Source organism: Alkalimarinus coralli (assembly GCF_023650515.1).
In the GTDB taxonomy this organism is placed as follows: domain Bacteria; phylum Pseudomonadota; class Gammaproteobacteria; order Pseudomonadales; family Oleiphilaceae; genus Alkalimarinus; species Alkalimarinus coralli.
Genome location: NZ_CP096016.1, coordinates 3,681,104 through 3,693,474 on the forward strand (window position 1 = coordinate 3,681,104; position 12,371 = coordinate 3,693,474).

General features: G+C 47.2%; 9 protein-coding genes. 2 read left to right on the top strand and 7 right to left on the bottom strand.

What is annotated here, in order from left to right:
- Positions 1-160 precede the first annotated feature (160 nt).
- Complete coding sequence (locus MY523_RS16480; protein ID WP_250655773.1) at positions 161-1,750, top strand: methyl-accepting chemotaxis protein; 1,590 nt, start codon at positions 161-163, stop codon at positions 1,748-1,750.
- A gap of 11 nt (positions 1,751-1,761) precedes the next feature.
- Here the strand turns inward: MY523_RS16480 and yegD are convergent, their stop codons facing one another.
- Positions 1,762-3,126, bottom strand: a complete 1,365-nt coding sequence (gene yegD / locus MY523_RS16485; RefSeq protein WP_250655774.1) for a molecular chaperone — start codon at positions 3,124-3,126, stop codon at positions 1,762-1,764.
- 156 nt (positions 3,127-3,282) lie between these two features.
- Between yegD and MY523_RS16490 the strand changes: the two genes are divergently transcribed.
- On the top strand, positions 3,283-4,011 hold the full coding sequence (locus MY523_RS16490; RefSeq protein WP_250655775.1) for a substrate-binding periplasmic protein: 729 nt from the start codon (positions 3,283-3,285) through the stop codon (positions 4,009-4,011).
- Positions 4,012-4,174: 163 nt separating this feature from the next.
- Here MY523_RS16490 and MY523_RS16495 read toward each other — a convergent pair whose 3' ends face one another.
- From MY523_RS16495 to tssI, 6 genes are all read right to left on the bottom strand, one after another.
- Positions 4,175-4,885: a DUF7738 domain-containing protein gene (locus tag MY523_RS16495; protein WP_250655776.1), complete on the bottom strand. Its 711-nt coding sequence runs from the start codon at positions 4,883-4,885 to the stop codon at positions 4,175-4,177.
- Positions 4,886-4,947: 62 nt separating this feature from the next.
- Entirely contained in the window at positions 4,948-5,652 is a 705-nt protein-coding gene (locus tag MY523_RS16500) for a DUF7738 domain-containing protein (RefSeq protein ID WP_250655777.1), read from the bottom strand.
- Between the two features lie 43 nt (positions 5,653-5,695).
- Positions 5,696-6,409: a DUF7738 domain-containing protein gene (locus tag MY523_RS16505; protein ID WP_250655778.1), complete on the bottom strand. Its 714-nt coding sequence runs from the start codon at positions 6,407-6,409 to the stop codon at positions 5,696-5,698.
- A gap of 43 nt (positions 6,410-6,452) precedes the next feature.
- A complete protein-coding gene (locus MY523_RS16510) occupies positions 6,453-7,172 on the bottom strand; it encodes a DUF7738 domain-containing protein (RefSeq protein ID WP_250655779.1) in 720 nt (239 codons plus the stop codon).
- Positions 7,173-7,232: 60 nt separating this feature from the next.
- The gene (locus MY523_RS16515; RefSeq protein ID WP_250655780.1) at positions 7,233-7,937 is read right to left on the bottom strand and encodes a DUF7738 domain-containing protein; all 705 of its coding nucleotides are present in this window, start codon (positions 7,935-7,937) and stop codon (positions 7,233-7,235) included.
- Positions 7,937-12,364: a type VI secretion system tip protein TssI/VgrG gene (gene tssI, locus MY523_RS16520; RefSeq protein ID WP_250655781.1), complete on the bottom strand. Its 4,428-nt coding sequence runs from the start codon at positions 12,362-12,364 to the stop codon at positions 7,937-7,939. Before tssI ends, MY523_RS16515 begins: the two co-directional genes overlap by 1 nt.
- Positions 12,365-12,371 lie beyond the last annotated feature (7 nt).

Here is a 12,371-nt window from a genome sequence, read left to right on the forward strand (position 1 = left end):
TTATATTGATCACTTATCGAGTAACTTGATCTACCACAATTAGAAATGTCGGCTACTCTGGTAATTAGATCATTTGGGTATATGAGATACCACTTTCACTTATAACGTTATAACAATTGCACTTGGAATTCCGATAGAGTTCCATGGAGACCAGACCTTCATGAGAATCAACAGCCCCGTCAGCGGTATTGAGAAAAACTACCATGACCACGCCAACCTGCTCTCTACCACTAACCTGAAAGGTCAGATCACTTACGCAAACCCCGAATTTATCGATATTGCGGAGTTCTCACTTGATGAGATGGCTCAGCAACCGCACAACATCATCCGCCACCCGGATATGCCGCCATTAGCGTTCGATATGTTATGGAAGCGGCTGAAAGCCGGTCATTCATGGATGGGGCTGGTGAAAAACCGCAGTAAAAGTGGCGATCATTACTGGGTTGATGCCTACGCAACACCGGTTCAAGACAATGGTGAAACACAAGAATATCAGTCTGTAAGGGTAAAACCCAAACGGGAATGGGTTAAAAGAGCCGAGGCACTGTATGCAAAACTGAAACAAGGTACGGTGCCTAAATCGCTCACCCGCAAGCAGCCCTCGACACTGTTTAAAACGTCACTGGCCCTTTGGGCATCAGTGCTTTTCGGAATGGCGTTGTCATCCATGACAGCGACCCAAGATATTAGCACCATCGCAGCAGTGTTGCTGTTGTCAGCGGGTGTCACCCAGGCAACGCTTTGGTGGTTATGGCGACCGATCAATAAAGTGCTGCAAGAGGCCCGAGCCATAACCGATGACCCGGTTGCCATGCATATCTATACCGGTCGCATTGACGATGCCGGGCAGCTGGCGCTGGCAATGAAAATGCTCAGTGCGGAAACAGGTGGGTTAGTTGGGCGAATTGCAGATGATTCCCGTCAGCTATCCAGCCAAAGCCACGAGCTGCTTAACGCGGTTGAGCTTAGCAAGCAGCATGTCGATACCATGCATTTGCAAACCGATCAGGTCGCTACGGCCATTAATGAAATGAGCGCAACCGTTCAGGAGGTGGCCAGTAATGCCAGCGCGACCGCCGCTGCGGCTCACGACGCCCAACAAGGTGCTGATCAAGGCAACGAATTGGTACGCAAAACAGCCGATGCGATAGAGACACTGGCCTCCGATATTGATAAATCGTCTCAAGTCATTGAACAACTTGAAAAAGACAGCGACGGCATCAACACCATCGTCGATGTTATTCGTGCCATTGCGGAGCAGACCAACCTGTTGGCACTTAATGCGGCGATAGAAGCCGCCCGCGCAGGCGAACAGGGGCGAGGGTTTGCGGTGGTGGCCGATGAAGTTCGCACCCTGGCTAACCGAACCCACGAGTCTACCGAAGAGATCACCTCAATGATTGAGAAACTTCAACAAGGCTCCCGCGCAGCCGTTGCCAGCATGGAGTCTGCTCGATCCCAAACCGATAATAGCGTTGCCTGTGCCAAGCAGGCGGCTGAAAGCATCACCCAAATGACCGCCTCGATTGGCAGTATTACCGATATGAGTCACCAAATCGCTGCCGCGGTCGAGCAGCAGAGTGCGGTGGCAGAAGACATTAATCAGAATGTAACCACCGTATCAGAGCTGGCTGAAGAACTATCCAGCGTCACCAGCAACAACTCAACAGTGGGCGAAAGCGTTAATACTTTGGCAACCAGTTTACAGAAAATAGCCGAACAGTTTTTTGTCAAAAAGCGTGAGGCATAAATCGTTAACCGTTAACCGAACAGCTTCTCAGCCCACTTGGTTAAACCTGCAGTGACGCTACCAAAATGATCCCCATCCATAATGGGGATCTCACCGAGTTGCTGCTGTATCGCCTCTCGAATAACCGGCGATTTTGCCGTGCCACCAGTCACATAAACCAGGTCGGGAGAACACTGAGCCTGCGTAACCGCTTCGCCCATCAGCATGGATATTCTGTTTAACGGCCCTTGTATCGCCTCGGCAAACAGCGCCCTTGAGACTGATTGTGCCAACCCGCGCTCAATAAATGCCAGATCTGTGGTGATTTCCAGTGAGTCAGATAAGGCAATCTTGCTCTGCTCGCCACACCGCACTAACTGGTGATTGGTTTTATGCTGCTGGAGGTCAACCAGTCGCTGTACCAAACGGCTATTACTGGCATCACGGCAGAGCTGCTGCAACAACTCTGCATTTGCCTGACTGCTAAACTCAAGCTGGGCATTCACATCATTAGTTCGAACCGCATTCCAATATGGCTCACTCGGCATCGCTAAACCACTCTTTAGCGTGCTATCAAGCCCAAGCAACGGCATAAATGCCTTGTAGCTAAGGTTTATATCTAAATCATTACCGCCAATTCGCTGGCCGCTATGCCCTAAGAAATCACTCTCCCGGTCAGCTTTATCGCGGTGCGATGGCCCCATGCGAACCACTGAGCAGTCGGTGGTTCCACCGCCGATATCGACAACCAAAACAATCTGGTCGTGCTGCAAGCCCGTTTCAAAATCGATACCTGCTGCCAACGGTTCGTATAAAAACTCGACCTGCTCATACCCTGCCCGCTCTGCTGCGGTGGTTAATATGTCTACTGCCTGGCGGTTGCTTTGCTCGCCTCCGCTACCCTGAAAATTGACTGGTCGGCCAATGACGGTTTGGGTAATCGGCTGTTGAAGTGACCGCTCTGCCTGACGTTTGATCGACTGCATCATAGCGGTAACTATATCTTCGAATATCGCCACCTGCTCGGAACGAAGCCCGCTAACCCCTAAAAACGACTTGGGTGACTTTACAAAATACCCTTCTTCCGGAAAGTCGATGTAATTCTCAATTGCCTCTTCGCCAACAAAAAGAGTCTGCTCCTGCTCACCAATATTGAGGTTTCGTCTTATTTGAGTCGCATGCTGGATAGCGGCCTTTCGCTGCTGAAGGTAGAGATTCCTGATGCTGTCAGACTGAATATTGTGGGCAACAGACTCGCAAATCAGCCCCCGGTCTGCCGCATAGAGCGTTGAAGGAGCAAAGCACTGGCCACCCCATAGCGGCAAGAGTTTAACATCGCCATCATCGATAACACCCATAGCGCAGTTGGAACTGCCATAATCAAAACCCGCAAACATGACTTGTGCTCACACCACCAGAAAGAAAAGGGTGCGCAAACTATCACACTTAGCCCTATATGCAAAGAGACGGGGACAGAGAACCCTTGCCCCTTTTTTTCACCTATACTTAGCATGTGCAGGTATCTTTTCTAACGACCCATATGGTTCGGCTTAATGATTCAAAACCGTATAATTTTTTTAGTTATGATTCTGCTAACTGGCTCCGCTCAGGCAGAAACATCGACCGTCACACTGGCCACGTTTGACCAGGAAGCTCCCCGCCTTACAGTCACTGAAATGGTGCTCAGAGAGGTCTACAAAAAGCTCAATATAAACTTACAAGTCGATAAGCACCCTGGCAACAGAGCGCTAATGCTCGCCAATAATGGCAAACTTGACGGAACACTAATTCGTTCAGCACTGCTAACAGATATCACCCCTAACTTGATAAAAATTCCTATCCCGGTTGCTCACGTTGAGTATGTGGCGTATACCAAAAAAAACAAAAAAATAGACGTCGAAAATTGGGATTCTCTAACTCCATACAGTATCGGTATTCTGAAAGGGGTTAAACTGATAGAGCTGCGCAGCAAACACCTCAACACAGAAATGGTCACCAATCACCGGTCTATTTTTAAAATGCTCTATTTAGAGCGTTTTGATGTAGCACTATTTACCAAACTGGATGGGTTATATGCGCTGAAAAAGATGAACTTACACACTGTCATCGTAGACTTGTCTCCTCCGCTGGAAGTTGCACCCGCCTACCACTTTCTACACCGCAAGCATTCAACACTGATTGACAGCGTTTCCAAACTAATGCAAAAAATGCAGAATTCCGGTGAACTTCAGGCACTGATTCAGCAATCTGAGCGCAAGGTGATGGAATCATTGCCTGAGTAAGTGCCCAACATATATATCCTCTTTTAAGACGCATCGCGCAGAAAGCCCTAACAAGCACCCTGAAAGAAGCACTAGAAGCATCATCACCAAAGCAATAACACGATTGAGTATTTTATTTCTCCTATAAAGTCTCATACTCCCCAGTATGTATTGTTCTGCTAGATCAAAAAACAACAGAAAAACTATGTAATTTTGTTAGGTCAGTTGAAAGCATTCTTAAAGTAAAAAGGCGAGCACTATTGTCGCAATCAAGCGAGTAGTCATAGAGATTTGGTAAATACCGCTCCGCAAAACGGGGAGCGTTTGGATGCCGTTTTAATCGTTCAGTATTGAGTTTATAGCGATTGATGTGCTCATCAAAAATAACATCATCAATGGCAAACCCTTGTTTAAAGGTCTGCTTGGGTTTTGATGACAAAACATTTTCATCAAACTCGATTGAAAGATCAAGGCCCTTAAAGTAAATCGAGTTGGGGTCAAGATCTCCTTGTTCGCGTTGCTTTTTTTTGCCTTTCAAGCTGTTTCTAATCTCTTGCATTATCTCCTTTTCCTCGTTAAATAATAACGTGAGAGACTTAATCACTTTGGTGTTGTGGCCGGCATACAAGACAATGCCCATATCATCATAAACGTAGACATCACTGGCTGTCGGTGACATGCGGTCATAAGGCCCCAGCACCTCCACCCATTCATCGACTGATTTACCTAGAATAAGTGGCTCGTCGTTATAGCGAATATCGCAGCCGTTGAAGGTAAACTGGTGGTCAGGGTTAAGCATCTTTTTAGGTGACGGAGGTTCGCCAGAGCAGCCCGAGAGGGAGATACAAAGAGCGATAAGCCATGGGGTGGTGCTCTTGTAAGTTAGATTGTTCATTTAATATTCATCGTAACTTTTGGTAATTGATTGTTGGGAGAAGCCTTTCTATTGAGTAAACGTTAAATCTCAGCGGTAAAACTGTGTAATTTTTTAAGATCGGTTGGAAGTGTACGAAATTGATAAAGCAGTTTGCCAAACTCACACTTCTCACTGGCACTATAGATGGTTGGTAAATAGCTTCGTCCAAAACGGGGGGCATCGGGGTGTTTCTTTAGCCGATCAGGGTTCACTCGGCTGCGCTCAAAGTTTTCATCAAAAATAACATCATCGATGGCAAACCCTTGTTTAAAGGTCTGCTTGGGGTCTGATGCCAGCACGTTTTCATCAAATTCGATTGAAAAATCAAGGCCCTTAAAGTAAATCGAGTTAGGGTCAAGTTTTCCTTGTTCGCGCTGCCGTTTTTTGCTATTCAGGCTATTCCTAATCTCTTCTACGATCTCTTTATCCTCGTTAAATAATAATGTTAGTGAGGTAATCGCGCTAGTATTGGTACGAGCAAGCAGAAAAATCCCCATATCATCATAAACATAAACATCGTTCGCAACGGGCGACATGCGGTCATAAGGCCCAAGTACTTTCACCCAGTCTTCAACAGACTCCCCAAGAATAAGTGGCTTACCGTTATAGCGAATATCGCAGCCATTGAAGGTAAACTGGTGGTCAGGGTTAATCCTCTTTTTAGGTGACGGAGGCTCGCTATAGCAGCCTGATAGGAGGGCAATGGCAGTAGCTACTCTTAGAATAGTGCTATAGAGGGGTTTCAATGACGATTGCCTTTTCTAATTTCATGTTTGACGGAAGACTCGCCTAGAGTGTTTTTTTACTAACCGAAAACCTGTGCAATTTTTTAAGGTCGGTCGAGAGTGATCGAAATTGATAAAGTAGCTCACCATAATCACAGCTTTTCCCTGCACTAAAGATGGTTGGCAAATAGCTTCGCCCAAAGCGGGGGGCATCAGAGTGTTTCTTTAGCCGGTCAGGGTTCACTCGGCTGCGCTCGAAGTTTTCATCAAAAATAACGTCATCAATGGCGAACCCTTGTTTAAAGGTCAGCTTGGGCTTTGATGCCAGCACGTTCTCATCAAACTCGATTGAGAAATCAAGGTCTTGGAAATAAATCGAATTGGGATCAAGCTCCCCCTCTTTCCGTTGTTGTTTTTTGCCATTCAAGCTATCCCTGATCTCTTGCATTATCTCCTTTTCCTCATTAAATATTAACGTGACTGAGATAATCGCGCTGGTATTGGAGTGAGCATATAACGTAACCCCCATATCATCATAAACGTAGACATCACTGGCTGTCGGTGACATGCGGTCATAAGGCCCCAGCACTTTCACCCAGTCATCAACAGACTCCCCAAGAATAAGTGGCTCGTCGTTATAGCGAATATCGCAGCCGTTGAAGGTAAACTGGTGGTCGGGGTTAAGCCTCTTTTTAGGTGACGGAGGTTCGCTATAGCAGCCTGATAGGAGGGCAATGGCAGTAGCTACTCTTAGAATAGTGCTATAGAGGGGTTTCAATGACGGTTGCCTTTTCTAATTTCATGTTTGACGGAAGACTCGCCTAGAGTGTTTTTTTACTAACCGAAAACCTATGCAATTTTTTAAGGTCGGTCGAGAGTGTTCGAAATTGATAAAGTAACTCACCATAATCACAGCTTTTCCCTGCACTAAAGATGGTTGGCAAATAGCTTCGCCCAAAGCGGGGGGCATCAGAGTGTTTCTTTAGCCGGTCAGGGTTCACTCGGTTGCGTTCAAAGTTTTCATCAAAAATCACATCATCGATAGTAAACCCTTGTTTAAAGGTCTGCTTGGGTTTTGATGCCAGCACGTTTTCATCAAACTCAATTGAAAAATCAAGGCCCTTAAAGTAGGTAGAGTTGGGGTCAAGATCACTGCGTTCCCGATCTCGCTTCTTGGCAACTAATCGATCTCTGGTCCATTGCATCATCTCTTTTTCCTCATTTAGTATTAACGTAAGTGAGATAATCACACTGGTATTGGGGTGAGCATAAAGTGTCACCCCCATATCATCATATACGTACACATCGTTTGCGGTGGACGACATGCGGTCATAAGGGCCCAGCACCGTTACCCAGTCATCTATGGGGTCGCCAAGAATGAGAGGCTTGCCGTTATAGCGAATATCGCAGCCGTTGAAGGTAAACTGGTGGTTGGAGTTGAGTCTCTTTTCAGACGACTGAGGCTCGCCATAGCAACCAGAGAGGGAAATACAAAGAGAGACAAGCCATGGGATGGCGCTCTTGTTTGGTAGTTTGTTCACTTAATATACACCGTTACTTTCATAACTCTCTGATTGAAAATATTTTTTATTGAACAAGCTTTAAATCTCGGCAACAAAACTATGTAACCTTTTAAGGTCAGTCGAGAGTGTTCGAAATTGATAAAGTAACTCACCATAATCACAGCTTTTCCCTGCACTAAAGATGGTTGGCAAATAGCTTCGCCCAAAACGGGGGGCATCAGAGTGTTTCTTTAGCCGGTCAGGGTTCACTCGGCTGCGCTCAAAGTTTTCATCAAAAATCACATCATCGATGACAAATCCATGTTTAAAGGTCTGCTTGGGTTTTGATGCCAGCACGTTTTCATCAAACTCAATTGAAAAATCAAGGTCTTTAAAATAAATCGAATTGGGATCAAGCTCTCCCTGTTCACGCTGTCTTTTCTTCCCATTCAAACTATTCCTAATCTCTTGCAGAATCTCCTTTTCCTCATTAAATATTAACGTGAGTGAGATAATCGCACTGGTATTGGGGTGAGCATAAAGTGTCACTCCCATATCATCATAAACGTAGACATCGCTGGCTGTGGGTGACATGCGGTCGTAAGGCCCCAGTACTTTCACCCAGTCATCGACTGATTTACCCAGAATAAGTGGCTCGTCGTTATAGCGAATATCGCAGCCGTTGAAGGTAAACTGGTGGTCAGGGTTAAGCCTCTTTTTAGGTGACGGAGGTTCGCCAGAGCAGCCCGAGAGGGAAATAATGAGTGTAGTAAAACAAGCAAACAGGTTTATTCGAATATTCATTATTTAGTGTCTCCATCCACTAATTTCTCAATAATTTGATAAGCCTTGTTAAACGCCTGTTCCTGCTGGATTATCCAGGCAGATAATTCATCCAGGTTATTATTAGCCTTCTCAGTCACATGGCCGATACTCGACGCGTGATAACCTCGTTGTATTTTATGCGGGTTATTACTGGCCCATGACGCGAGCGTATCCTCATACCACTTTGAGTCCAGCGGGTGTGCAATGTAAAGGGATGCTTTGTCTACCGGTCGAGCAGTTGGGTTTCTATCCCAAAAACCTTTCATGTGTCTCCCAATATCTCGAACAGCCTCTCTTGCCAGCAAAGCAGCAATCTCGTGGAAATGGTGATGATCATGATCTTTTGCCAGCTGACTATGCGTGGGGTTTGTGCCGGTTGCGTCAACCAGTGTTTGAACATCATCAATCGAGTGTGACAGGGTATTTAGCAGGTGGTGAATCGAGAAATTAGCGACAAGCGCGAACAGATAACTCATATTGTGCATGGTTTTTAAGGCAAATTGCGCCACCACATTATCCTGCTTGCTACGAAGAATATCCCTGAGGTTTAAAAAGTGCTTATATTGGTCGAGCCAATAGGCGTAATCTCTGCCGGCAATTTGACTCTTTCCGTTTTTCGTAGAAGGGTTAAGTGACTGCGCTGCTGCTAAATCTTCCAGCACGATGAGTATCGCCCCTTCGGTTAGGCTTCTGTCACCGGCGTTTTGCTGCTCATACTCTTCATAAGTCACCGGAAATAACTCAGCAAACTTTGGTCCAATACTGGCCAGTACGTCATACCGCCCAAATCGCCCAGTCACCAATGGTATTCGTTTTATGCTTTTGTCTACTTCGACGCCGGGGTAAACGGGGTACCCCATTTTTATTAAGGCTAACTCAACAAAATTAGAGTGGGAGAAAAAATCTTCCAGCACATGCAGTGCCTGGCCAAAATACCGCAACCCTTCATCAGTTTTACCTGCTGCCATCGCTTTTGTTAATTGCGCGGACATGTAATCTTTTGCGGTAGGGAATGACTGGCCTTTCGTAGCAGTACCGATATAGTTTTTTAACCCGGTTGTCGGGTTTAGCGCAAGCTGCAACTCTGTTGGCGGTGGTGCAAAGTCGGGGTCAATGGTGCTGGCATCTACCCACTCTTCCCGTTTGCCAGCGGGTAACGGGTTGTCGATATGTTCTTCCGGCCGATAGACGCCTAGAATCTGAGGCCCTTTAGGGCCGCTGAGTAACGTATAGGCCTCTTTACCGTACTCATCGCCAAACTCTTTTGCTGCAAATAGTGCCACCAATTTGGTTAATGCTTGCCGCGAGAGGCCTGCCCCGATTAAATCCAGCAACGGCCCCGCCTGTTGCTTGGCACGTTGTTGGTAAACCATTGGAATTTGCGCTTTGGCGGGGCGAATAATCTGCGGGTCAATAATCTGGGACAAATCCCTAAGCCAGTTACCAAAGTAAACTCTACTGAGGTCTTTCCTTGAAAAATCTACCTGCTGTAGAACCAGTTCAATTTTCTGATGGCCATACGAGCGTGGGTCATTCACATTCCCCATGCCTGCGCCGAAAAACTCCCATTCGCCAAACACATCGTCATCCAGTTGGTGCGGTACTGAAACCGCTTGTTTGGCCTGGTTATATAGTTCACCAAAATGCACAGCCATATCTCCGGTATAGCTTGGCGAGGCAACTTGGCCGACGAGCAATGTGGACTGCTCATCTAACCTGAGGTTTATCAATTGATAAGCAAACTTGGCCCCTTCATCCTGTTCAGCATCACCTCCAATATGGCTTAGTTGGGTGCGGAGCTGTTCATCGATATAATGACCGTACTCCTCGATAAGCGCGGCGACCAGTTGCACTCTGGCTTTATCACTAGTGACCGCCTGCTTAATAAACTGTTCGGAGATAAATATTTTACGCTCATTTCGGTTGTAGGCTGCGCCGACAGAAGAACCTTCGTGGACGACAATATCCGGGGAGGCGAGTGCCCCACTGCGCAACTGATTGTATAGTTTACGATAAGCCTCGGCCGGAATATCGGTGCCGAAACAGTTGATTAAGGTACGAATAAATAACACTTCGTTTACATCGTTGGCAAAATCAACCAGTTGGTCATGGGCTAATGTGCTGGTAAAGTTGATATCGCTTTCGGCGACCATTTCGTAGCTTATTGTAGGTTGGGCTGCACCAGTAGTTGAATCTATTATATTGGCTGTGGCTAGATGGCCCTCGGGCTGCTCCGTCGCTGTAGCGGTGTTTGACACCACGCCGGTAACGTTTCCGTTGGCACCGGCCTGCGTTGAAACTGGCTTATTCGAGGATGCCGCACGCCTGTACAGTGTACTACCGTTGGCGGCAAAGTCGGGCGATGCAGGCGTACGACCTAACTCAACTTTCGGAACAAGATAGTGAGCTTTAGTTGTAGGCTGCTTTAGCGCTTGGCCTGTTCGCTCCTGAGCAACGGCGATTGCCTGAGCAGGGGCTTTTGGTGAAGCCGTGCTGGCGTTGCTCGCGCTACCGCCCCCATTCAAATTAATGGTCGCGCCCTGCACTTGCACACCGGCAGGGTTGAGCTTTATAAATGCTCCGCCAGCCTTAATGGTCAGTTCCACCCCTGCATCCAATATAACATGACCGCCTGCTTTTATATGGACTTCATTGCCTGCTTGCTGTTCAATGTCACCAGCGACTTTTATCTGCCGGTCACCGCCAAGGGTTGTATGATGGCCTCCCTCGCTTTTAATTTTTATATCACTGCCAGCCTGTTGGTTGATATCACCTTTGACATGATCGAATAGATCACTCTCAACCAGATAATGGCTGTCAGCCCCCACGTGGGTTTTGTGGTTTTCCAACGCCTTAATATCAAGGTCTTTCTGGGCCTGTATAAAAATTTGTTCTTGCCCTTTTTTGTCTTCTATTCGCAGTTCATTGCTGCCGCCTGAAGGAACACTTTGGCTTTTAAAGCTGGTACGAGTTTTATGGGTAGGCAGTGGATAAGGCGGTTTGTGTAAGCGGTGATAGACACAACCCGTGACAATTGGGCGATCCGGGTCACCCTCAACAAAATGGACGAGCACCTCTTGCCCAACACGGGGCAACGTCATGGCACCCCACTGGTTGCCGGCCCATGTCTGGCTTACTCGTAACCAACATGAGTTCTGCTGCTCACGATCCCAATGGAAGTTAACTTTGATGCGTCCCATTGAGTCGGTATAAATGGTCTCCCCCGGTGGGCCATAAACCACAGCAGTCTGGCTGCCCTGAATGGTTGGGCGCACGGTGTTTAATGGTGGGCGATATTCAGTCGTGGCGGGAATACAGGAGACAACAGATTCGAACTGGTAGCTGCCACTACCAGACTGCTCTTCCAGAACTTGTGGTTGCTGGCCTGATAGCCGTAACCCGGTGATCAGGTAGTCATCATTAAGTTCATCTCGTGGGTGCTGCGTCATTGAAAATACAGCACCACTGTTGATCAAATTTACCGAGCCTTTTGCCTCCATTATGTCACGCGCTATTTTCGCTCTGGCAAGGCCAATGCGGCTTAACCGCCCTCCTTCTTCCGTGTTTTTATAACGCCCTGGAAAGTCATACTGCTCAAGCGAAGGGGCTCTGCCATGCTGGGCTGATGTAATAAGGGAGTGCCTGGGCTTTTCGTAGTTATAGTCGTTTAATGTGACTTGATCATACCCGACCTGATGGCGAGCGCTGAATGAGTGCAATGTTGACTCATCACCCACCTGGCCACTGCTAGCCTGAAACTTAATATTCCGCTGAGGTTCCAAGGGTCTGAAAGCAGCAGGGTGGTCTGCAATCACCATCACTGGCTGTCGCTCACTTTGCTCAAAATGAAAGTGGATGCCCTCTTCTTCCAACAACCGGGAAACAAAGTCCCATTCGCTTTCGTCATACTGTATGCAGAATTCCCGCTGCGAGTACTGGTCTTTCAAGTCAACGCGATAACTTTGGCTATCTAACCCAGCGGTTTCAAAAATCTGGCGAACGATGGCAGGCACATCTAGGTTCTGATAAATGCGGAACCCACGTCGGTGCTGTAACCACTTGAAATGAGGAACCAGGCTGAATGTGTAGAAAGCAAACCGCTGCCCTACGGTTTCTTGAGTAACGGCGTAGATAGCGCCATGGATGGTTCGCTGACGCCCATGATCATCTTTGATCTGAAATGAAGCCTGACGCCCTATTAAATCGTTTAATGATAAAGCAGGATTTTCACAGGCAATATTGATGCGGTACTCATAGAGCGAAGAAATGGCTTCTTGAGCACTAAAATGCACCACCCTAAGCAGGTCATTTACACCGGCAATAGAAAATTGCAAGCGTGCATCCCAATGGCGTGAATTGAGCTTCGAAGAGGTGACTGGTGTTTGTAGGTCTATCGGTGGGGGCATTTGGCTC

Excerpts from the sequence above, each read along its gene's own strand:
- MY523_RS16480 (WP_250655773.1), top strand. The coding sequence starts at position 161 with ATGAGAATCAACAGCCCCGTCAGCGGTATTGAGAAAAACTACCATGAC.
- yegD (WP_250655774.1), bottom strand. The coding sequence starts at position 3,126 with ATGTTTGCGGGTTTTGATTATGGCAGTTCCAACTGCGCTATGGGTGTT.
- MY523_RS16490 (WP_250655775.1), top strand. The coding sequence starts at position 3,283 with ATGATTCAAAACCGTATAATTTTTTTAGTTATGATTCTGCTAACTGGC.
- MY523_RS16495 (WP_250655776.1), bottom strand. The coding sequence starts at position 4,885 with ATGAACAATCTAACTTACAAGAGCACCACCCCATGGCTTATCGCTCTT.
- MY523_RS16515 (WP_250655780.1), bottom strand. The coding sequence starts at position 7,937 with ATGAATATTCGAATAAACCTGTTTGCTTGTTTTACTACACTCATTATT.
- tssI (WP_250655781.1), bottom strand. The coding sequence starts at position 12,364 with ATGCCCCCACCGATAGACCTACAAACACCAGTCACCTCTTCGAAGCTC.